This is a genomic window from Pseudoalteromonas sp. THAF3 (assembly GCF_009363775.1).
GTDB lineage: Bacteria > Pseudomonadota > Gammaproteobacteria > Enterobacterales > Alteromonadaceae > Pseudoalteromonas > Pseudoalteromonas ruthenica.
Map to the genome: position 1 here is coordinate 1,719,480 of NZ_CP045418.1, position 22,694 is coordinate 1,742,173.

A 22,694-nucleotide genomic window follows, 5' to 3' on the forward strand; every position below is an offset into this window, starting at 1 on the left:
CGTTTTACTCCTTTGCAACGCAGCCTTATCCACAGCGGTTGCATACTTATCTAACGCCATTATTAATAAAGACAACTAAAAAGGCACTGTGATTGGTCTTACTTAACCTTTCCTTCAACGCAAAACGCCGTGCAGTTGCACGGCGTTTGCTCATATTCGCGAAGGCTAGATGCTGACTCGCTTGTAGTTTCGATACTCAGGGTGCCAATAATTATTATCGATGGCCTTGATAATATCCTCATCGCTAAATTCCAACGCTTCACCTTGGGCGATGGCGACTTTAGCCACAGCAAAGGCGATACGTTTAGATAGCGATTCAATCTCAGTCAGTGGCGGCAGTAGGCTCCCTTTGCCATCATTGGCAAGGGGTGAGCTCGACGCTAAGGTTTCACTGGCCGCCATCAACATTTCATCGGTAATGCGCTTAGCCTTAATGGCAATTGCACCAAGGCCAATGCCCGGGAAGATATAACTGTTATTACACTGCGGAATAACATACTGCTGGCCATCATATTCCACGCTGCCAAATGGACTACCTGTGGCGATGATGGCACGCCCTTGTGTCCACGCCAACACATCACTCGGATGCGCTTCAACCTGTTTGGACGGGTTTGAAAGCGGGAAGATAATCGGGTTTTCGTGGCTTGATGCCATTGCGCGGATCACCTGCTCGGTGAATAGCCCTGGCTGCCCAGATACGCCGATAATAATGCCTGGCTCAGCACAATGCATAACATCAAGCAAAGAGGCATAATCACCGCTGTACTGCCACTGCGAGAGCGCTTCATTGGATTGTACCAACGCCTGTTGGAAATCACGCAGGCCTTGCATGCCCTCGCTCAATAGGCCAAAACGATCAACCATAAAGATTTGACTGCGCGCCTGCTCTTCACTGATCCCTTCAGAGACCATTTGGCTGATCACCTGCTCGGCGATGCCACATCCTGCGGAGCCAGCCCCAACAAACACTACCTTTTGGTCACTCAAACGGGTGCCCTTCACTCGACACGCGGCCAGCAAGGTGCCCACAGTGACAGCGGCAGTGCCTTGAATATCATCATTAAAGCTACAAATTTCGTCGCGGTAGCGCTTCAGCAGAGGCATCGCGTTAGGCTGAGCAAAGTCTTCAAATTGCAGCATAACATTGGGCCAACGGCGCTTCACCGCTTTGATGAACAACTCTAAAAACTCGTCATACTCTTGCTGGCCAATACGTGGGTGACGTGCGCCCATGTACATTGGGTCGTTCAGTAGTTTCTCGTTATTAGTGCCAACATCCAGCATCACCGGCAGCGTGTAGGCCGGGCTGATACCACCGCACGCGGTGTATAGCGATAACTTACCAATGGGGATACCCATGCCACCAATGCCCTGATCGCCTAGGCCAAGGATACGTTCACCATCGGTAACAACGATAACCTTCACCTTGCCTTTGGTAGCATTACGTAAAATATCATCAATATTGTGGCGGTCTTCATAGGAGATAAACAAACCGCGCGAGCTACGATAAATATCTGAGAACTGCTCACACGCATCACCCACTGTTGGCGTGTAAATAATCGGCATCATCTCTTCAATGTGGTCTCGCACCAAACGATAGTAAAGCGTTTCGTTATTGTCTTGGATGGCGCGCAAGTAGATATGCTTATTAAGGTTATCTTGGAAGCTAGAGTACTGTTGGTAACAGCGTTCTACTTGCTCTTCAATGGTCTCAAAACGTGGCGGCAGTAAGCCTGCCAAGTTGAAGCTTTCACGCTCACGCTGAGAAAAAGCACTGCCTTTATTTAGTAGTGGCGTTTCTAACAAGGTCGGACCAGCGTAAGGAATGTACAAGTAATTGGGATCGGTGTGTGTATTGGTTTTATCGTTGGATTTGTCTGTCATATTGCCTACTTAGCACAGAAGGAGATTGCCTGATATTATTGCCCTTAGCGCGCAAATTGCAAACCCATTTGGGCTTATCAGACCATTGATTTATCGCTGATTGGCGCATTATCATTTTTGATACACACCAATGAATCTTTGTTAACAAACAGCAGGCATTCAAATACCTGCTGTTTGTTTACCTTTATTTTCCGAGAGCGATTCCCTCTCGGCGTGGATCGGCACTGCCATAGAGCTTACCGCCTTTCACCTCGACTGCATGAATGCCAGAGTTCAGGTCACCAATACGCACTTTGTGGCCCCATTGCTCGAGCTGCGTTCGTAGCTCCACCAGCTCAGTGCCCTGCTCTAAGGTGGTGATATGGTTACGATTAGTAATACGGGGCAGATTGATCGCTTGCTGGGCGCTCAGCTGCCAATCCAACACCCCGACCAATGCATGGGCCACATAATTAATGATACGGCTGCCGCCGGGCGAGCCAATCACTAAACGCAAAGAACCATCTTCATTAAATACCATCACGGGGGCCATAGAGCTGCGCGGGCGCTTACCGCCTTCAACGCGATTTAATACATATTTGCCATCACGCTTTGGCGATAGCGCAAAATCGGTGAGCTGGTTATTGAGCAGATAGCCATTGACCATTACGGTAGAGCCAAATGCCATTTCAATGGAGGTGGTCATCGACACTGCGTTGCCTTGATTATCAACAATGGAAATGTGGCTGGTATTGGGCAACTCAAAGGCATCGTCCTTACCATAGGCAATACCCACACCCGGGTGTCCAGCTTGCTTTTTAGCATCATGCTCAAGCATCAATAAGGCACGTTTATCAAGGTAGCTATTATCGAGTAGCGCTTGCGTCGGCACGGGTTGGTAGTCGGGGTCGGCCATATAGACCTCGCGATCAGCGAAGGCTAAGCGCGACGCTTGGGTGAAGTAATGCAGCGCTTTGGGGCTATTAACCGCATATTGGCTGAGGTTTTTATCCTCCAGCAGTTTCAAGATTTGCAAAACTGCCATGCCACCGCTGCTGGGCGGTGCCATCGAGCACACTCGGTATTGATGATAGCCCACACACACCGGGGCACGCTCTTTGGCGACATAGTTATTAATGTCTTGCTCAGTGAGTAAACCTGGGGCGATGGGACTTGTTTGTACTGCTTTAGCAATGGCTTTGGCATTGTCACCATGATAAAAGGCATCCACTCCCTCGCTGGCCAAGCGTTTATAAAGCGATGCCAAGGCGGGGTTTTGCTTAACGGTGCCAATGGCCAAAGGCGCACCACCGGGAAAGAAATACGCCCGCGCCGCAGGCATTTTCTCCACTCCGGGGTTAATGCGCCGCGCTAAAAGCTTATGTAATCGCGGTGAAACCTTAAACCCTTGCTCGGCTAAAGTAATGGCCTCCTCAAATAAACGGGACCAAGGTAATTTGCCATCACGTTCATGGGCTTTGGCCAGCGCCTTCAAGACCCCAGGAGCCCCCACTGAGCGCCCGCCAACCACTGCATCAATCCAGCGAACAGCCTTGCCATTGCCATCCACAAATAACTCCGGTGTCGCTTTGCTAGGAGCTTGCTCGCGGCCATCATAGGTGGTGAGTCGGCGCTGCTTTGCATCATAGTGCAAAATAAAGGCCCCACCGCCAATACCGGACGATTGCGGCTCGACCAACGTCAGTACCAATTGCACGGCAATGGCTGCGTCTATGGCACTGCCCCCTTCAGCTAAAATCGCTTCACCGGCGCGCACCGCATAGGGATTGGCAGCGGCAACCATGTAATGCTCACCGCTCACTTGTTGTTTTGTCACCACCGCCGTGGTGGCCTCAGGCTCTCTATCGGCGAGCACCTGTTTATTGGTGGTCGTGGTGGCTGTGCAGCCAGAGCTAATAAGCAACGAGAGAGCCGCTGCTATCTGGGTATAAGTTCGTAACATAGCGCTGAGTGTTATTGTCGTGGTTAATTAATTGGCATCTTAAAGGCAAAGGGGCACAATAGGCAAAAAATAACGACCACTGTTAAGTTATGACTGTGTTTAAAACCCTCTTTTCGCACCGCGCAATGCTGTCTGTCTGGCCACTGATCGCACTGTGTACACTGCTTATGGTAATTGATGCCGCTGGGCCATTGTCTTTTCAGCGCCCCGCCATCGCTGAGGGCCAGTGGTATCGCTTGCTAACAGGGCACTTTTTACACAGCAATTGGCCGCATTTAGGCATGAACATGGCAGGTGCTCTAGTGCTATGGTCGCTCCATGGCCATTTTTTTAGTGTGCGTAAGTATTGGCTTTATTTGCTGCTCTTGTCTTTTGGGGTTGGCCTCTGTTTATACGGCTTTAGCCCGAACATCTCTTTATATGTCGGCTTAAGTGGTTCATTGCACGGCTTGATTGCCTATGGTGCGGTGAAAGATATTCGCAGCGGTGAAAAAACCGGGTATTTAATTATCGTAGGCGTAATAGCCAAGGTGGCTTACGAGCAAATTGTTGGCGCCAGTAGTGACGTTGAGGCATTAATTGACTCCCGCGTGGCTATTGAGGCTCATCTATTCGGGCTGTTGTGTGGCTTGGGCTTAGCGCTACTAGAGTGGCGAGGCATAAAAAAACCCGAGGCTTAGCTCGGGTTTTTCGTTAGCGATTAAAGGTTCTCTTCAAACAGCTTATAAATGCGGCGGTATTCATCTAGCCAACTTGAAGGCTGCACAAATCCGTGCGGTTCAACTGGGAAGATAGCCGTTTCAAAGTCCTCTTTCTCCAGTTCAATCAAGCGCTGCACTAAGCGCACAACATCTTGGAAGAACACATTGTCATCAACCATCGGCGCATTGATCAATAGCGGCTTCTCTAACCCTTCAGCGAAGTAGATAGGCGAGCTACGCTCGTAGGCAATAGGGTCAACATCTGGGTGATTGAGAATATTAGAGGTATACGGGGCGTTATAATGTGCCCAATCGCTCACAGGGCGCAGTGCCGCTCCGGCTTGGAATAGTTCAGGCTCGGTGAACAGCGCCATAAAGGTCATAAAGCCACCGTATGAGCCGCCGTAAGTACCGACCCGCTCAACATCAACATTGGCGTTAGCCTGCATCCATTTTACCCCATCAACCAAGTCTTGCGTCTCTGGCGTTCCCATTTGTCGATAAATGGCAGTACGCCAATCGCGGCCATACCCTTTCGAGGCGCGGTAGTCCATATCCATAACCACATAGCCTTCGCTGGCAAGCAACGAGTGGAACATAAACTCGCGGAAGTAACCGGACCAGCCAAAGTGTGAGTTTTGCAAATAACCGGCGCCGTGGTTGAAAATAACCGCCTTGCGGGTATTACCGCTTTCATCGCTTTGGTAATCGCTGGGATAATACACTTTCGCATACACCGGTTGCTCACCATGGCTCGACGGTACGGCAACCACTTTCGGAGCCACCAGCTTAGTCGCTTTGAATTGCTCTGATACGGTGTGAGTTAGCTGCGTAACCTTAGCCCCCGGTGCCGCATCCATGACATAAAGCTCCGGCGGGTGCATGATTTTTGAGTGCTGTAACAGCAGTTTTTGCTCATCAGGACTCAAACTATAGTCAGTCATGCCATCAAGGCTGGTTAGCGCCTCGCTGTTGCCGCTATCCAGGTTTAAGCGATACACCTCGTAAATACCTGGGTGCTTTTTATTCGCTTTGTAGTACAGATATTGGTCATTTTCGCTCAAGGTCAGATCGGAAACCTCAAATTGACCCTTGGTACGCTGGGTTGCTTTACCTGTTAACGGCTTTGTGTAGATGTGGCTATAACCGGATTGCTCTGACAAGAAATACAAAGTGTCGCTGGTGTTTAACCAACCGAAATCATTAAAGGTGTAGTTAATCCAAGCATCGTCATGTAAACGGTGTTGGTTCACTAACTTTTTACCTTTAAAGTCAACGGTCGCTATCCAGCGGTCTTTATTATCCCAAGCCTCAAGCATAACAGCAACTTGTGAGCCACTGCGGTTCCATTGAATGGCACTTTGACCCCAGCCCCAATCCATCATTAAATTGATTTCACGGCGCTTAGTTTCGCTTTCATACTCTTTGCCTTGGCGGGCATAGTTTTCACGCTTCACCTCGGCAAGCACATCTTCATTCCAACCGGGCAAGGTATTATAGGTCAGCGTCGTTTTTGCTTTGCTTGGCAAGTCGATATACACCAATTCTGTGCCCTGTGGCTTGGCATCCGCAACCCGGCGACGGGCTGGTACCGATTCTACCCCTGCATCTTGGGTAATGTAATTAGGCATGATGTCGGTGTCTGCGCGCCAGCTTCTGTCATCGGTTAGCGCAACGATAAGCTTACTGCCATCGGGAGAGAGCTGGGCATCCACTAAACGCTTTTTATCGCCTAGGTAAATGGTGGCATCGACTACCGCGCTATTTTCATTCGCTAACTGCTGGTCGCGCTCGAGAGCATCTTTTTGGTTTTTTAGCTGCAGTGCAACATAGTCAATAAGCTTATGTTGTTCCTTAGCAATGTAGCTTTTCGGCTCATTAACCTTGATTGGCTTATCTTCAAGCTTAAGGTTGGCTAACTCACTGTGCAGCCCGGAGCCTAAGTCTACATGCATAAACACGTTGCCACGGCGATATACTAGGCTGTTATCATTTAAAAACTGCGGCGCAGATTCAAATGCCGACGTTTTGGTGATTTGCACTAAGGTGTTAGCAGCAGTATCACGAACAAATACATCCCCTTTAAATACATAGGCTTGTAAGCGGTTATCTTGACTGTATACGGCCTTGTCATCGCCCAAAGTGTGTAGCTGCGCCAGCGTTACTTTGGTTGCACTGTCTGCGCCAACGGCCTGTGTGTAGGTGTCGCGTAGTTGATTACCTTGTTGTTTTTGCTGATAAACAACGGTATTTGAATCGCTGTGCCAAAACGCGCCTTCTGGCTGGTTACCTATCCAGTCCGGATCAGCCATGGCTTGTTCTAAGGTAATAGCCACTGAACCTGGTTTTGCCGGTGTCTCCACTTGACTTGGGGCGGAAGTTTGATTCGTTTCTACTTGCGTGTTGCTTTGTTGTGCGGTGCTTTGACAGCCGCTGAGGATAAAACTGGAAGCAATGGTCGCCGCCAGTACTGATTTATGGAACATGATTGTCTTCAACTAAATACACGGTGCCCTGATTTAAGCAAAAACTTACAAGCAAAGACAGTGTTTTAAGACCAACGGCAGTTTACTTAGACAAAAAAAAGGTCAGCAAGGGATGCTGACCAAAACTCTGCGCTAGCAATAACGAAACAAGTACGGGACCTGCTTCACATATATATAGAGTACTAAGCGGCTAAATGGTTCACTGTTTTTTTATTAATTTTAGGTCCATCCACACAAGACGATGATCTGACGAGGCTTTTCTATCACTAATTAATTTATATTGTGCCGGGTTTTGCTCCGTCGGCCAATATACACCTGCCGAGATAGGCTCAAAACCGAACTTTGATGGCAACACATAATCAGCTCTAGCACGCCAGCTTGCGGTGTAATAACGCGCATAAGCTTGCTCTTCCACCCCTGCTCCTCCGGTGCTCTCGGGCACCATACTGGCATCCACTTTATCATGAGCTAACACTTGATTAATGGCCTCAGGACGCGCTTTATCGCCTTGCGGTGCAGCGTTCAAATCTCCCAAGATAACAAATCGGCTGTTGTCATCGAGGCCTCCTTGGCGGCCTTGGTCATCCACCAAATAATCGCTTTGATTATCTAAATAATCGGCGATTAATTTAATCTCAGCTTTATTACGCAGACCGTTTCTATCTTCCGGACCATCGAACACCGGTGGTGTAGGATGAGATGCCAACAGATGCACACGTTTACCATCAACGCTGATAGGCACATCCCAGAATGACTTAGAGCTTAAGCGCGCAGCTTGCCATGTACGGTTATCATAAAAAGCATTGCCATCAAGCATGGGCATCTGCGCCTGCGGTTGTTGCGCCCATTTCAATTGTGCAAACGTGCGCACGCGCTCATGGTCAATGGGATAGCGGCTTAAGATCACCATCCCGTATTGGCCAGGGTAGAAACCAAAGCCATAAGCATCCCCGCCATTGCCAGAGAGCTCACCATTGCCGTCAAAGTCGTAGTCGCTGGCAACACCGGTATTAACGGGCGCACTATAGCTGTAGGGGTAGTGAATGGCTTTTACACTGCCATGATCCTTGCCTAAATAGTGGCGTTGAAAAGCATCGACTTGTTCGCGCCAATCCTCGTTATAGTCGAATTCATTGAGTAATATCACATCAGGACGCACCCGTTGAATAATATGCGCGATATTGTGAATTTGTGGGTGTTGCCCTTGGGCTAGCAAGGCAGGTAAAGGCGATTCACTTAGCTCACTGGGATTAGTAACGTAGTTCGAGCCATCCATACTAACGTTAAAGGTCGCGATACGCAGCGTTGTTGGCACAGACGAATGAGGTTGCGCACAGGCCGCAACGAACAGACACAAGGAGCCAATAAGGCCAAAACGTTTGCACAAGGTCATTTAGGGTTTTCTCTTATATAAGCAAAATGAAAACGCCATACTAGCAGCTGTTAATGACATTGTGTCAGCGTTTGGGATGAAAAAACCGAGCTTCAAGGCTCGGTTTATTCGCTTAAGTAGTCTTGTTGGTTGCTATCTGCACTGCGCAACCACACGCGCTAATTAAGAATTAACTGATGGGCTCGTGCTTCAATACCAGGATAATCCTGCTCGCTGAGGTGCTCATGCAATTCACCGAGACGTTCCCCAAGCTCATGCAAAGTATTAGCACTGACATTGATATGACCCATTTTTCGCCCTGGTTTTACCGCTTTACCATACCAGTGACTGCGAACGCCGGTGGTAGCCAATACCTCTGCCGGGATCGCTGGCTGACCCAAAACGTTAATCATCGCACTTGGCTGCAATAGATAAGTACAGCCCAAAGGCAAACCGGCAACAGCACGCACATGGTTCTCGAACTGGCAACAATAAGCGCCTTGCTGTGTCCAATGACCCGAGTTGTGCACACGCGGCGCAATCTCATTGACTAGCAATTCACCGTCAACATCGAAAAACTCGATAGCAAGTACGCCAACATAATCCAGCGCATTGGCTATTTTGCTGTAGGCATCAACCGCCTGAGATTGCATGTCTTGGCTGACGATGCCTGCTACCGACAGCGTCAACACCCCGTCAGTGTGTTCATTTTCGGTGACCGGGTATACTTTTACATTCCCTTGTGCATCGCGCGCACCTATCACTGAAACTTCACGGTCAAACGCAATCATTTTTTCACAAATAATGCGATGCGACGCATCTTTATCTAAAAATGCCTGCATTTCTTGCCAGATTTCATCAGCCTGGTCGATGCTTTTTAAGCGCCATTGGCCTTTGCCGTCGTACCCAGCCTGACAAGTTTTGATCACCAAAGGTAAACCCAGTTCATTCACCGCTTGCTCGAGGTGGGCACGTTCACTCACTAAAATATACGGAGCACTCGGTACGCCAGCACTATCGAGCAGCGCCTTCTCTTTGGCGCGGTCGCCGCCGCATTCAATGGCTTTTTTACCGGGGAAGAATTTGCCGCTTTGCTCACAGGCCGCAAGCACATCGCTTGGAATATGCTCAAACTCAGCAGTAATACGGTCGCTACTGGCGATTGCTTGCTCTAACGTTTGCGTATAGTGCTCACCGGTTACCGGGTGCACCACTTGTTTGCTAGCCACGTCATAAGCACGAATATGGATATCCAGCGGCGCTGCCACAAGCGCCATCATACGCGCTAGTTGGCCCGCGCCCAGAACTAACATTTGCATATACAACTCGCTTATTCAGCTGGGTTAGGGTTAGCTAAAACAGTCTCTGTCTGCTCGGCACGAAATTGGTCAATTTTCGCCAGTAGCTCTGGTTGCTGACAGCCCAAAATTTGCGCTGCCAACAGTCCCGCATTAGCGGCACCGGCATCACCAATAGCTAAAGTACCTACCGCCACACCTTTTGGCATTTGGCAGATTGATAATAACGAGTCAACACCATTGAGCGCTTTCGATTTTACTGGCACGCCCAATACCGGTAGCGAGGTAAAAGCGGCCGCCATACCCGGTAAATGCGCAGCCCCGCCAGCACCGGCGATGATCACTTTAATACCACGCTCAGCAGCTGAGCTGGCATAATCAGCTAAAAGTTGAGGAGTGCGATGCGCAGAAACCACTTTGGTTTCATACTCGACACCGAATTTATCCAGCATATCCGCCGCATGTTGCATGGTGGGCCAGTCTGACTTTGAGCCCATAATAATTCCTACTTTCATTGCCACTCCTCAGTATGAACGATATAAATGTAAATTACGCCGTATGATGACCAAGCATCAAGGGGGGTTAGCGCCGCAGTGATTCTCTTTCACCGCAAAAATTGTCGCGCATTATACTAAAAAGCCCGATAAAAAGCATGGCTAAGTTTTGTTGCTAGAGGCAATGAACAAAGTTATCCATTCGCTGCTTTCCAAACTCGCCATGCCTTAGCAGGCCCCATTATCAATGCCAAAACCACCACCCCTCCGGGGATGAGCACCGCCTTTAGCACCGGCCCTAACACATAGCTGTAAAAGCATATAAAGGGCACAAACAACACATAACCGATTATCCGTGATACTATATTAACGACTGATTCCATTGTAGTTTTCCATTAACTTATAAAAATGAGCACGCTCATTATAATAATTGAGCACGCTCAATATCAAGCAAAAGGGTTTGTTTTGAGTAACCAATTAACGCCTAAAAAACTGCAAACACGAACACGGATCTGCCAAACCGCGTGGGAGCTGTTTATTGCCAAAGGGTTTGAGAGCACGTCAACACGTGATATTGCCAAGGCAGCAGGGATAGCAAATGGCACCTTGTTTAGCCATTTTGCGAATAAAGATGAGTTGCTCAAGGTGTTAATGATTGCGCAGATTGATAACGTCATCGCTGATGCCCAACGCAGTGACGACCATCAGCAGCCAAAACTGAAAATGCGCCACTATGCCACACACCTGTATGCGTTTTATTTGCAGCATGTGGAATTCAGTAAGACCCTACTACAGAGTTTGATTTGGCAAGGACAGTTTTTCGATGAACAAATACAGCAATTTAAAGCGTTGTTATTTGCATCGGCTCCCCAGTATGACGAGGTGCGTGCCGCAGCCATGATGGACTGTTACTTTATGACTTTGATAGAAGGTTTAAATCAGCCATCCCCTAACGCTAATGCTATGGTGCGTCGCTTAAGTGCCAAGCTCGCCCTACTCTAATCAGGATTAACTTGCTTGATTGAGTTGCTCGGCAACATCGAGTGTACAGGCCGGTAACGCTAAACTATAGAGTTGCGCGCTAATTGGTTTGAAGCCTGTACGGGTAAGCGTATTGATACTGCGGTGATTTTCGACCATCACTCGTGCTTGGATACGCGTGAGCGGCTTATCAATATAGCGGCCGTATTCGGCTAATAGCAAAGCTATTGCTGCTTGCATATAACCTTTACCCCAATGCTGAGGATGAAGTTCAAAGCCGAGCTCCGCGCAACCTTGGCCGATATTATATAAGCCGCAGCTACCAATGACCTGGCGCTGGTGAATGATAGCAAAGCGCACGCCTTGCCCTTTTAGAAGTAGTTCGATGTCCGCTTGAATCATACTACGCACCTCAGTTTTAGTTTTCGGTGGTAAATAATCATTAAAGCGAAAAACCAAAGGCTGTGAGAGAATAGCAAACATTGCCGGCGCATCTTTGTGGCCTATGGGGCGTAAACTAAGCCCGCGAGATGGGCAGCGATTCATAGCAGTAAGAATATATCGGGCTTGAGTTAGCGAATTATTGCCTTAAACTATGCTCAAGAGCAAGCACTAGAAGTTAAAAATACTCATGGCTGATGATTTTATTATGGTTCCTCCTACTACCACGGTGTACTGCCCTAAACGCGGCGAAGGCTGGACGTTAACAGGGATCACTGGCATTGAGGAGTTCGTCTCGGTGATGTTTGATGGCGTCCGCTACACCCTAAGCGCCAAAGAGGTGGTTGAGGAGTTGATCCCCAACCAGCAGCAACGCCAGCAACAAAGCGCGTAATTGCTTTACTGAAAACAAAAAAGCGCACTCCTAAGTGCGCTTTTTTTAGTTCCACAACAGTCGTTAGCTATGTGTTGACAGTGCATGAATTCGCGCATCCAATGGCGGGTGTGAAGCAAATAGCTCACCAATAGAGCGCCCTGGTGCGATACCAAAGGCCATCATTGAGCCTTCTAGCTGTGACTCATGGTTGCCTTTTAAGCGCTCTAGTGCGGCACGCATTTTATGTGCGCCCACTAACTCGGCTGCGCCTCTGTCTGCGGCAAATTCACGTTTGCGGCTGAAGTAAGCAACGACCACGGAAGCGAGTATGCCAAATAACACCTGAAACACCATGTCGAAGATAAAATAAGTCCAGCTTGGGCCACTTTGCTCCTCATCGCCATTGAGGAAATTATCAACGATACCAGCCAATACCTTAGCAAAGAAAATAACAAAGGTATTCACGACTCCTTGAATCAACGTCAATGTCACCATGTCGCCATTGGCCACATGAGAGACTTCATGAGCGAGTACCGCTTCGGCTTCTTCTTGCCTCATGTTGTGAAGCAAGCCACTGCTTACCGCGACTAACGCGTTGTTTTTCGATGGTCCAGTAGCAAAAGCATTGATTTCTGGGCTGTCGTAAATAGCGACCTCTGGCATGTTGATACCACGTTGACGCGCTTGCTCGGCAACCGTGTTTACCAGCCACTGCTCGGTACCGGAGCGCGGCTGCTCAATAACATATGCGCCAGTGGAGCGTTTAGCTATCCACTTAGACATCAACAATGAGATAAAGGAGCCACCAAAACCAAACACAGCGGCGATGATGAGGATCCCCCCCATACTGCGACTTGATATCCCCAGCACTGAGAATACGATAGATAACACCACACCAAGCACTAACATAACGGCAAGGTTGGTCAATAAAAAGAGCACAACACGTTTCATACTACATTTCTCCAACGGGTAAGATTATTCATTAGGGATCATCGAGTGATCCATAATGGATAGCGTCACCCTATCGACGCGTTATGCTCAATATATATAGGCAGATGTTTACGGTATCAAGTTATTTCGGCAAACGGATTTGTAAGCAACTGTAACCTTAACCTAACTCGAATAGCTCCATAAGAGCGCGGTGGATTTTTAGCTTTGGTGTGTGCTCGGTATAAGGGCTTTCTCCGAGAAATGGGGCTGGCAGCCTTGCTTTCAAGGTGGCTAAATTGGCATCGTATTCCTGCATCTGTGGATCCACTTGGTTGGCTATCCACCCAGCGACATGTATACCTTGATGCGCCAGCACTTCCATCGTTAATAATGCATGGTTGAGGCAACCGAGTTTCATACCCACCACTAAAATGACTGGCAGCTGCTCAGCAAGCACCCAATCACTTAACAGCTCCGTGTCATTAATGGGTAATAGCCAACCTCCGGCGCCTTCGGTAATGAGAATATCGGCACCGCAACTTTTAAACTCGTCGTATGCGCTGCGTAACTTGCTAACGCTAATATGTTCTCCTTGCTGCGCAGCGGCAATATGAGGTGCAATCGGTGGCGCAAAAATAAACGGATTTACTTGCTCATAGAGCACATTGGTGTTGCCGCTTTCGATGAGTGTCAGTGCATCAGTATTGACCAGTCGGCCAAACGCCTCCTCAGCACCAGCGGCGATGGGCTTGAACCCGGCCGCCTTCTTTTTATGCTGTACAGCGAGTTTCAGTAGCAAGCTGGTGACATGGGTTTTACCTGCATCGGTATCGGTTGCGGTAACAAAAAATTGTTTCATTTAATGAGCTCCAAAAATGAGACGTTGTAGCTTAACTCCACGTCCAGCTGCGATCCCTGTAAATGGTTTAGAATCTGCATATACTGATTTTTCGATAAGTGACGGTGGCCATGCTCACAGCTATTGGCACCAATAGCCGATAAACTTTTTAACGCCTGTTTAGCACTGTCAAAGCGATCAAATAGCTTTGCTTGATGCTGCCATTGCACCTTAAACCCAGCTTGCTTTGCCGCTGTGGTCAAATCGTCAACACGTATAAATTGGTTAATGGCTGGCACCCCTGCCGTGGCAAAAGCAGCTTTCACTTCCTCAAGGGAGCCTTCGCTCACCACAGCAATATATGCCCGCCCATTCGCCGTTAAAATACGGTGTAACTCGCAAAGTAAGGCAGCTAAATCAGCAGACCATTGCATCGCAAAGTTACTAAAGACAGTGTCTATCGCTGCACTGCGTATTGGTAGCGTGTCCATATCTGCGCACACCACATGATTGTCATCGCCACCTAAGGTTCGTGCACACTGTAGCATGGATTCTGATAAATCAAGGGACACTAACTGCTGTGCCCTGACACTGAGCGCATGGCTATTGACGCCGGGACCCGCGCCTAAGTCTAAACATACACCCAAATGTCTGGCGCCAATGTGGTCTAACAAAACAGTACTGCTCGCGGCTTGCACTCGCGCATGCTGCTGATAATTCGTTGCCGCTTTAGAGAATTGCCGCTGGGTAGTAAGTTTTAATGCCGCACTCATCGGCATTGCTCCAAGGCGCTGACTAAGGTGTCGATATCTTCCTCAGTATGAGCCGCCGTTAAGGTAATACGCAAACGCGCAGTATTGTGGGCCACGGTGGGCGGTCGTATGGCACTAAGCCATATGCCTTTTTCACGAAGTTGATTTTGCATTACCAACGCTGATTCACTATCGCCGACGATCAACGGCTGTATCGGTGTATCTGAGGGCATCAGCGCTAAATGAGCCGTCGCACATTGGCTTTTAAAGTAATCAATCAGTGCAGATAAATGTTGACGCTCGGCGTCAGCCGCCAACAACTGCGTCAGTCGGGTGTCAATCAGCTCACATTGCAAAGCGGACAGTGCCGTAGAATAGGTGTAATCGCGATTACTTTGCAGCAGCAAATCGATGACTTTGTTGCTAGCTAGTACGATAGCCCCGTTGGCAGCCAGCGCTTTACCAAAGGTGAGCACTAAAATATCAGGCTTAAGCACCGCAGCGCTGCCTTTGCCTCCACCGAGCACCCCAAACCCATGGGCATCATCAAGCATTAACCAGGCCCGGTGCTTCTCACACTGACTGCGTAGCTGTTCAAGCGGCGCGCAGTCCCCATCCATCGAGAACACGCCCTCGCTTACTACCAGTTTATGGTGGGCTTTGGATTTACCCAAGCGCGCATCCAGATGCGCCATATTATTGTGATTAAAGCGCTGCATCTGTGCGTTTGCCGCAAGGCCGCCATCGACTAAACTGGCATGATTCAGTTTGTCTTGCACAATCAAGCCTTCACGGGCTTGAGCAAACAAGGCTTTTAGCACACTGGCATTAGCACTAAAACCGCTGGCAAACAGCAGCGCTGACTCAAAGCCATAAAGTGCACAAAAACGTTGCTCCAGCTCTGCTTGCTCACGACTGTAACCAGTAACCAACGGCGAACTGTGCCCGCCACTGCGCCCTTTCAATGGCGGCAGCGGCCGATCGCCTAAAGCAAGATAGTCATTGGACGCAAAATTTAAGTAGCGTCGACCATCCACGGCCAAGGTGCGCGCACAAATGTCATCGACTACCACGCGCTGACGCAGTAAGTGCTGCTCTTTGGCACCCTCGAGCACATTATCAATGTATTCAAACGCCATTAGGGTGCTTCGTAAAACAGCTCAGAGGTTTTCTTATCAGCGATAGCTGAACTCAATGACGCTTCATAGGCCTCATCTGAGTAATCCTGAGCCTGCTCTGGGCGCATCCCCAGTTTGCGAATAAGGTTCATATCGGCATCGGCTTCAGGGTTATCGGTGGTCAGCAGTTTGTCACCATAGAAGATGGAATTTGCTCCGGCAAAGAAACACATGCTTTGCATCTGCTCATTCATTGCCGTGCGCCCTGCTGATAAACGCACGTAGCTTTTCGGCATCATGATACGCGCCACAGCAATGGTGCGAATGAATTCGAACTGGTCTAAATCATCGACGTTTTCTAAAGGCGTGCCCTTGACCTTAACCAACATATTAATCGGCACACTTTCCGGTTGCTTAGGCAAGTTAGCTAACTGGATCAGTAGGCCGTAGCGATCAGAAGCCTGCTCTCCCATACCGATAATGCCACCGGAGCATACCTTCATGCCGGCATCACGCACATGATCCAGTGTGTCTAAACGGTCTTGGTAAGTGCGCGTCGTGATAATCTGCTCATAGTATTCAGGTGAAGTATCAAGGTTATGGTTATAGTAGTCTAACCCCGCCCCGCGCAGCTGCTTGGCTTTATCGTTATCGAGCTTGCCCAGTGTCATGCAGGTTTCTAAACCCAGCTCTTTTACTTCTCGGACCATGCGCTCAATGTAAGGCATGTCGCGGTCTTTAGGGTCTGACCATGCTGCACCCATGCAAAAACGGGTCGCACCTTTTGACTTGGCGGCCCTGGCCTGCTCAACCACTTTTTCTACTTCCATCAAGCGTTCACGCTCGAGGTCGGTTTTGTAGTGCCCTGACTGAGGACAATATTTACAATCTTCTGGGCAGGCGCCGGTTTTAATCGATAATAAAGTCGAAATTTGCACTTCGTTGGGGTTAAAGTGTTGACGGTGAATGCTTGCCGCTTTGAACAGCAAATCATTAAATGGCATGTCAAAAAGGGCTTTAACTTGTTCGTGCGTCCAGTTATGACGGATTTCGGCCTGTTCCATAGAGTTCTCTTTATTATCGACGGTAGAATTTAATTTTGTATCAGTCTACGAGTTGCCTTAGTATTGTCAACGCTGCAATGACATTTGAAGTTTACCTATGAGCAATAATTATACACATATCGACACTGAGTTTGATCGTGAGCACATTTGGCACCCCTACACATCAATGCTCAACCCTCTTCCCAATTATCCCATTACCCATGCTGAGGGAACCCGCATTTATCTACAAAGTGGCGAAGCCTTAATTGATGGTATGGCATCGTGGTGGAGTGCCCTGCACGGCTACAATCACCCCCAGTTAAATGAAGCGCTGCAAAGCCAAAGCAACAATATGAGCCATGTTATGTTTGGCGGCATCACTCACGCGCCAGCAGTTGAACTGTGTAAAAAGTTAGTGGCGATGACCCCCAAAGCGCTCGACAAGGTGTTTCTTGCCGATGGCGGCTCAGTAAGTGTGGAAGTGGCGATAAAAATGGCAGTGCAATATTGGTATAGCCAAGGCCATAAACAAAAGCATAAACTTATGACCCCACAAAAGGGCTATCACGGCGATACCTTTGCCGCTATGAGTGTGTGCGACCCGGTCAACTCAATGCACAGTATGTATCGCGGATTTTTACCCGAACAAATCTTTGTGCCGCCACCCCGTAGCCGTTTCGATGAACGCTTTGACGCAGAAGAGGCGCACACCCTAGAGCAATACTTTGCCAAACATCATCATGAAGTGGCGGCTTTTATCATTGAGCCGATAGTCCAAAATGCCGGCGGTATGAACTTTTATCATCCCGACTATTTAAAAACCGTGCGCCAGTTGTGCGACCGCTACGAGATATTGCTTATTTGCGATGAAATTGCCACTGGTTTTGGCCGCACCGGTACCTTGTTCGCTGTTGAACATGCCGATATAACTCCAGATATTATGTGTGTGGGTAAAGCACTTACCGGTGGCTATATGACCTTAGCCGCAACACTGACCACGAGTCATGTAGCACGCGGTATTTGCGAAGGCGAAGCAGGCGTTTTGATGCACGGTCCCACCTTTATGGGTAACCCGCTGGCCTGCGCTGTGGCCAACAAAAGTCTCGAGTTGCTACTCGATAACAATTGGCATGGGCAGATAAACGATATTCATCATTGGCTTGGTGCCTTAGAGCGCTGCCGCGAATTAGCCGCCGTGGTTGATGTACGCCGCCTTGGCGCCATTGGTGTGGTTGAGCTCAATAGTGCTGTGGATGTCGCCAAGATCCAACAGTTCTTTGTCAGCCAAGGAGTGTGGATCCGCCCCTTTGGTAAATTGATTTATCTTATGCCGCCTTTTGTTAGCAGCGAAAACGACATTCAGCGCTTAGCCACGGCAATATACGATGCCATCGCTCAGGGTTACTACTAATGAGGTGGTGACTGTTGCCTCTTTGAGCTGGGAATCACCACAGTTTATAACCAGCTCAAAGAGTTAACTTACTTTTCGCTGAACAATTAGTTTCACTGCGTAGCAATTTTATACCTGCTTGAGCGCGCCAAAGGCCGCTCTTTGCGTGTTACAGCGCAATTATATTCGCACTTAGGACTAGGAATTGGCTTGACCTTTTTGTTAGAGTACCAACCTTTTCAACTAGCAAGTGAAAATATATGCAGCAAACCGTTCAAATACAGCCAGCGGAAACCTTTGTCCCGCCTAGGTTTACCGTGTATCAACACCGTCAAATTGATAAAATTGAAGCCCTACACCAACTACCAGAGCATATGCGCTTTGAGATGAAGGTCGTGGCCAGTGTATTCCCATTCCGCGTAAATAACTTTGTAATTGAAGAATTGATTGATTGGGATAAAGTCCCCAATGATCCGGTATTCCAACTTACGTTCCCTCAGCGTGGTATGTTAGATGACGAGTCGTACGAGCAAATGGCTGCGCTGCATAGAACGGACCCAACCGCTGAACAGGTAATGGAACTGGCACAACAGATCCGTAACAAGCTGAACCCGCATCCTGCCGGGCAAATGGAAAAGAATGTGCCCGAGCTCGATGGTGAGCGCGTTGAAGGCATTCAACACAAATACAAAGAAACCGTATTGTTCTTCCCTGCACAAGGACAATACTGTCACTCTTACTGTACTTTCTGCTTCCGCTGGGCGCAGTTTGTTGGTAAAGCGACACGATTCAATAACAACGATGCGGACTTACTGCATAATTATCTGCGTGAGCACAAAGAGGTTACCGATCTACTCGTAACCGGCGGCGACCCAATGGTGATGCGTACCGTAAAGCTTCGTGGCTATCTTGAAAAGCTTAAAGATCCCGAATTTGACCATATTCGCACCATCCGTATCGGCACCAAGTCACTGACTTTCTGGCCATTCCGTTATTTAACCGATCCTGATGCGCAAGACTTGCTCGCCTTAATTAAAGAGCTTGTGGATGCGGGCAAGCACGTTTCTATTATGGCTCACATAAACCATAAGCAAGAGCTGCGCACCGCAGCTACACGTGAAGCGATTGCCTTATTGCGTAAAACTGGCGCGCAAATCCGTACTCAAGCACCACTCCTTAATAACATTAATACCGACCCTAATATGTGGGCGGAAATGTGGAAAGAGCAAACGCAGCTAGGGATGATCCCGTACTACATGTTTATTGAACGTGATACCGGGGCCAAGCGATACTTTGAATTACCCCTGTATAAAACTTGGGAAACCTTCCGCGAGGCTTATAAACAGGTATCTGGTGTCAGTCGTACCGTGCGCGGCCCATCTATGAGTGCCGGTCCAGGTAAGGTGGAAGTATCTGGTGTCAGCGAGATTGCCGGTGAAAAGGTCTTCGTACTGCGCTTTATTCAAGCTCGCAACCCAGATTGGGTGCAGCGTCCTTTCTTCGCCAAGTATGACGAGAACGCCACATGGCTTAATGACTTAAAGCCGGCATTTGGCGAAGAAAAGTTCTTCTGGGAAGACGAATACAACGCCATGTAATAAAAAACCGCCCTTGAGGCGGTTTTTTTATCAATATCCATCTAATGATCATAATCATCATTGGGTGCTTTGCCCAAAAGCCAGTAGGTTATCCCCAGCGCTAAAGTTGTGGCGGCGATACCTATCAGGTAAAGCGGGGTGAGGGTGTCAAAATCAAGGATGATCACTTTACGAGCGATAGCCATCAAAGCAGTCGCGACGACAAGCTTGACAGGAAAAACATTGCTCCCTAGATACATCCTAATGTTGATAAATATTTCCACCGCTATCAACACAGCCATAAAGCCACCAAAGGTATAAAAGATGTCATTTACATCTAGTAAAAAGTAAGGTGGCTGCATTAATCGCTCGTAGATAATGTACATAACATCACCGACCCCCCAGAGTATAACTGCCACCATACACAGGGCTAAAACACAAATAGCAAAGCGAATCACTTTGTGTAGCATGCGAAAAAACGCATCGGGATGGTCAACGGGAAGTTCTTGGTGGAGCTCATGCGCTAGTTTAGGTTTTTGGGTGTCATGCTCTACTTGCTTGTTACTCATGAATGCTCCTTGATATGGTCAATTACCACTCAAATTGATAGGCCATTTTCGCTATCGTCCGCAGCGCTACTTTGTGGGTGTTGCGCTGAGCATATAGGTGTTGCATTGCTTTGTCTTTTACCTCGCCAACGATCACCTCTTTGACTTGATAACCGAGCGCATGCGCGGCTTCAATATAGGCGATAAATTCCCATTTTTTGATATTGGTGTTATCAACAATCACTAACGGAATGCCCTCCGCGAGCGCTTTAATATAACGGGCTAAATTAAGATTGTGATATTCAGGTAACTTGTGCTTATCAAATTGATAGTGACCATCTTGCACGAAGAAATCGTCGGTACTGCAAATAAAGTATTGGCTAGCATCGCCGGCAACGAGGTCGTCGGCAAGGCTCTGCGCATAGTGGGTTTTACCACTACCTGGCAAGCCGCGTAGGATAAAAGCTTGTTTCATTAACTACTCACTGCGTTTTAACTTAAGATTGCAAGGGTAAAGCTGACACACAAAAACGCTAAAGCAATAAGCGAAAGTGCAGCCAGATGCATCATTTTATTTATATTTCTTGCCCTTATAATGCCACAAACGCAGCAAAGACCACACAGCATTAGCATGATTAAGGCGCTATTTTTCGGTTTTAAGAGCCAATGCTCGCGAATGGGCACGTCGAAATAACGTAATATGCCGTAATCTACATCAGGGCGAGCGTAGTGAATCAATACTAATACCCCAACAAAAAGCACCCAGCCTACACCTGCACACCAAGCGACTAATCGAAAAGGGCCCGGTTTATCTCCCCTCAACATGCTAAAGCGTCTCAATAATAAGTTATATATGATTAGTTTAGGTGATATTTTCTACGCTTTTACGTATTTCTGCCCTGATTGAGGCAATTGGCAGTTTTTTTCTCCCTAAATCACGGTTAAGATAGGCCTCTTAACTTTCATCATAATACTGCTGCTGCCAAGGTGCAGCGCAGTGGGCAATAGTAATCATTGGAGTGAAAATGAGCCATACAGCAATCGCCGAGCTATTAAAAGGCGCCGTTGCCGTGGACACCCAGGTCAACATTAAAGGTTGGGTGCGCACACGTCGCGATTCTAAAGCAGGTATTTCGTTTCTAGCCGTTCATGACGGTTCGAGTTTTGATCCTATCCAAGCTGTAGTGCCTAATTCGCTCAATAATTATGATGAAGTAACGCGTTTAACGGCCGGCTGCTCGGTAAGCGTAACCGGTAAGCTCGTAGCGTCAGCCGGCAAAGGTCAGGCCTTTGAAATTCAAGCGGACAGCGTTGAAGTAATTGGCTGGGTAGAAAATCCTGACACTTACCCTATGGCAGCAAAGCGCCATAGTATTGAGTACCTACGTGAGCACGCCCACCTGCGTCCACGCACCAACGTGATTGGCGCGGTTACCCGTGTTCGTAACTGTTTATCGCAGGCTATCCACCGCTTTTTCCATGAGCGTGGCTACATGTGGATCAGCACCCCCATCATTACCGCCAGTGACTGCGAAGGTGCTGGTGAAATGTTCCGAGTGTCGACATTGGATATGCAGAATCTACCACGCACTGATAAGGGCGATATTGACTACAGCGAAGACTTTTTCGGTAAAGAAGCATTTTTAACGGTATCAGGCCAGCTCAACGGTGAAACCTATGCCAGCGCAATGTCAAAGATCTACACTTTTGGCCCAACCTTCCGTGCTGAAAACTCTAATACCTCGCGCCACCTTGCAGAGTTCTGGATGGTCGAGCCGGAAGTGGCTTTTGCCGATTTGAACGACATCGCCAAACTTGCCGAGGACATGCTCAAGTATGTATTCGCAGCGGTATTGGAAGAGCGTCGTGATGACATGGAGTTCTTCGCACAACGTATCGAGAAAACGGCCATCAGTCGTCTTGAAGAATTCGTCAGCAAGGACTTTGCGCAGGTTGATTACACCGACGCTATCGAGATTCTTAAGGCGTGCGGTAAGAAGTTTGAATACGCTGTTGAGTGGGGCGTGGATTTACAATCTGAACATGAGCGTTATCTGGCTGAAGAGCACTTCAAAGCGCCTGTAGTTATCAAAAACTACCCGCGCGATATCAAAGCCTTCTACATGCGCCAGAACGAAGACGGCAAGACGGTGGCAGCGATGGATGTGGTTGCCCCAGGCATTGGCGAGATCATCGGTGGCTCGCAGCGTGAAGAACGTTTAGATGTGCTTGATGCTCGTTTAGAGGAAATGGGCTTAAACAAAGAAGACTATAGCTGGTATCGCGACTTGCGTCGCTACGGCACGGTGCCTCACTCAGGCTTTGGTTTAGGCTTTGAACGTTTGGTCGCTTACGTGACCGGTATGGGCAATGTCCGTGACGTGATTGCCTTCCCTCGCACTAAAGGCAGCGCTACTTACTAATAACGGCGCACGCTATAGACATCAAAAACCCGCTCACGTAGCGGGTTTTTATTTGCCTTACTGCCGCTAGGACAGCAATGACCAACAAGAAAGCCCGCGA

21 protein-coding genes are annotated in these 22,694 nt (G+C 48.4%); 6 read left to right on the forward strand and 15 right to left on the reverse strand.

Annotated features, from left to right (window positions below):
* Positions 1 to 165 precede the first annotated feature (165 nt).
* Positions 166 to 1,884: an NAD-dependent malic enzyme gene (locus FIU82_RS07915; RefSeq protein WP_022946595.1), complete on the reverse strand. Its 1,719-nt coding sequence runs from the start codon at positions 1,882 to 1,884 to the stop codon at positions 166 to 168.
* 184 nt (positions 1,885 to 2,068) lie between these two features.
* Positions 2,069 to 3,826 (reverse strand): gamma-glutamyltransferase, encoded by a 1,758-nt coding sequence (ggt, locus tag FIU82_RS07920; RefSeq protein WP_152440785.1) that lies wholly within the window; start codon positions 3,824 to 3,826, stop codon positions 2,069 to 2,071.
* An 89-nt stretch (positions 3,827 to 3,915) separates the two neighbouring features.
* Here ggt and rrtA point away from each other — a divergent pair, with 89 nt between their 5' ends.
* The gene (gene rrtA, locus FIU82_RS07925) at positions 3,916 to 4,506 is read left to right on the forward strand and encodes a rhombosortase (RefSeq protein WP_253946305.1); all 591 of its coding nucleotides are present in this window, start codon (positions 3,916 to 3,918) and stop codon (positions 4,504 to 4,506) included.
* Between the two features lie 20 nt (positions 4,507 to 4,526).
* Here rrtA and FIU82_RS07930 read toward each other — a convergent pair whose 3' ends face one another.
* From FIU82_RS07930 to FIU82_RS07950, 5 genes are all read right to left on the reverse strand, one after another.
* Positions 4,527 to 7,013, reverse strand: a complete 2,487-nt coding sequence (locus FIU82_RS07930; protein ID WP_152440786.1) for a prolyl oligopeptidase family serine peptidase — start codon at positions 7,011 to 7,013, stop codon at positions 4,527 to 4,529.
* Positions 7,014 to 7,212: 199 nt separating this feature from the next.
* The gene (locus FIU82_RS07935; protein WP_052698113.1) at positions 7,213 to 8,406 is read right to left on the reverse strand and encodes an endonuclease/exonuclease/phosphatase family protein; all 1,194 of its coding nucleotides are present in this window, start codon (positions 8,404 to 8,406) and stop codon (positions 7,213 to 7,215) included.
* A gap of 158 nt (positions 8,407 to 8,564) precedes the next feature.
* Positions 8,565 to 9,704, reverse strand: coding sequence for a 5-(carboxyamino)imidazole ribonucleotide synthase (locus tag FIU82_RS07940; protein ID WP_152440787.1), 1,140 nt, complete (start codon positions 9,702 to 9,704; stop codon positions 8,565 to 8,567).
* A gap of 11 nt (positions 9,705 to 9,715) precedes the next feature.
* The gene (gene purE, locus FIU82_RS07945) at positions 9,716 to 10,198 is read right to left on the reverse strand and encodes a 5-(carboxyamino)imidazole ribonucleotide mutase (protein WP_022946589.1); all 483 of its coding nucleotides are present in this window, start codon (positions 10,196 to 10,198) and stop codon (positions 9,716 to 9,718) included.
* A gap of 173 nt (positions 10,199 to 10,371) precedes the next feature.
* A complete protein-coding gene (locus FIU82_RS07950) occupies positions 10,372 to 10,560 on the reverse strand; it encodes a hypothetical protein (RefSeq protein ID WP_022946588.1) in 189 nt (62 codons plus the stop codon).
* Between the two features lie 82 nt (positions 10,561 to 10,642).
* Here FIU82_RS07950 and FIU82_RS07955 point away from each other — a divergent pair, with 82 nt between their 5' ends.
* Complete coding sequence (locus FIU82_RS07955) at positions 10,643 to 11,179, forward strand: TetR/AcrR family transcriptional regulator (RefSeq protein ID WP_026111351.1); 537 nt, start codon at positions 10,643 to 10,645, stop codon at positions 11,177 to 11,179.
* Between the two features lie 6 nt (positions 11,180 to 11,185).
* Here FIU82_RS07955 and FIU82_RS07960 read toward each other — a convergent pair whose 3' ends face one another.
* Positions 11,186 to 11,704, reverse strand: a complete 519-nt coding sequence (locus FIU82_RS07960) for a GNAT family N-acetyltransferase (RefSeq protein ID WP_152440789.1) — start codon at positions 11,702 to 11,704, stop codon at positions 11,186 to 11,188.
* A gap of 85 nt (positions 11,705 to 11,789) precedes the next feature.
* Here FIU82_RS07960 and FIU82_RS07965 point away from each other — a divergent pair, with 85 nt between their 5' ends.
* A complete protein-coding gene (locus tag FIU82_RS07965) occupies positions 11,790 to 11,993 on the forward strand; it encodes a hypothetical protein (RefSeq protein ID WP_022946585.1) in 204 nt (67 codons plus the stop codon).
* Positions 11,994 to 12,056: 63 nt separating this feature from the next.
* Here FIU82_RS07965 and htpX read toward each other — a convergent pair whose 3' ends face one another.
* The 5 genes from htpX to bioB all read right to left on the reverse strand — a co-directional run bounded on the left by htpX (position 12,057) and on the right by bioB (position 16,677).
* Positions 12,057 to 12,926: a protease HtpX gene (htpX, locus tag FIU82_RS07970; RefSeq protein ID WP_152440790.1), complete on the reverse strand. Its 870-nt coding sequence runs from the start codon at positions 12,924 to 12,926 to the stop codon at positions 12,057 to 12,059.
* Between the two features lie 157 nt (positions 12,927 to 13,083).
* Complete coding sequence (gene bioD, locus FIU82_RS07975) at positions 13,084 to 13,764, reverse strand: dethiobiotin synthase (RefSeq protein WP_138588096.1); 681 nt, start codon at positions 13,762 to 13,764, stop codon at positions 13,084 to 13,086.
* The gene (locus FIU82_RS07980) at positions 13,761 to 14,516 is read right to left on the reverse strand and encodes a methyltransferase domain-containing protein (protein WP_172972722.1); all 756 of its coding nucleotides are present in this window, start codon (positions 14,514 to 14,516) and stop codon (positions 13,761 to 13,763) included. The genes bioD and FIU82_RS07980 overlap by 4 nt, the downstream gene beginning before the upstream one ends.
* Positions 14,513 to 15,634: an 8-amino-7-oxononanoate synthase gene (locus tag FIU82_RS07985; RefSeq protein WP_152440792.1), complete on the reverse strand. Its 1,122-nt coding sequence runs from the start codon at positions 15,632 to 15,634 to the stop codon at positions 14,513 to 14,515. Before FIU82_RS07985 ends, FIU82_RS07980 begins: the two co-directional genes overlap by 4 nt.
* Positions 15,634 to 16,677 carry a biotin synthase BioB gene (gene bioB, locus FIU82_RS07990; RefSeq protein ID WP_053910476.1) on the reverse strand — a complete coding sequence of 348 codons (1,044 nt, stop codon included), beginning with the start codon at positions 16,675 to 16,677 and terminating at the stop codon, positions 15,634 to 15,636. Before bioB ends, FIU82_RS07985 begins: the two co-directional genes overlap by 1 nt.
* Positions 16,678 to 16,774: 97 nt before the next feature.
* Here bioB and bioA point away from each other — a divergent pair, with 97 nt between their 5' ends.
* Together bioA and FIU82_RS08000 are read left to right on the forward strand one after the other, a co-directional pair.
* Positions 16,775 to 18,067, forward strand: a complete 1,293-nt coding sequence (gene bioA, locus FIU82_RS07995) for an adenosylmethionine--8-amino-7-oxononanoate transaminase (protein ID WP_152440793.1) — start codon at positions 16,775 to 16,777, stop codon at positions 18,065 to 18,067.
* Between the two features lie 239 nt (positions 18,068 to 18,306).
* A complete protein-coding gene (locus FIU82_RS08000) occupies positions 18,307 to 19,644 on the forward strand; it encodes a KamA family radical SAM protein (RefSeq protein ID WP_022946578.1) in 1,338 nt (445 codons plus the stop codon).
* Positions 19,645 to 19,685: 41 nt separating this feature from the next.
* Here FIU82_RS08000 and FIU82_RS08005 read toward each other — a convergent pair whose 3' ends face one another.
* Entirely contained in the window at positions 19,686 to 20,192 is a 507-nt protein-coding gene (locus tag FIU82_RS08005; protein WP_045978320.1) for a phosphate-starvation-inducible PsiE family protein, read from the reverse strand.
* Positions 20,193 to 20,214: 22 nt separating this feature from the next.
* Positions 20,215 to 20,646: an ATP-binding protein gene (locus FIU82_RS08010; RefSeq protein ID WP_022946577.1), complete on the reverse strand. Its 432-nt coding sequence runs from the start codon at positions 20,644 to 20,646 to the stop codon at positions 20,215 to 20,217.
* Between the two features lie 550 nt (positions 20,647 to 21,196).
* Between FIU82_RS08010 and asnS the strand changes: the two genes are divergently transcribed.
* Positions 21,197 to 22,594, forward strand: a complete 1,398-nt coding sequence (gene asnS / locus FIU82_RS08015) for an asparagine--tRNA ligase (RefSeq protein WP_130147800.1) — start codon at positions 21,197 to 21,199, stop codon at positions 22,592 to 22,594.
* Positions 22,595 to 22,694: the final 100 nt, after the last annotated feature.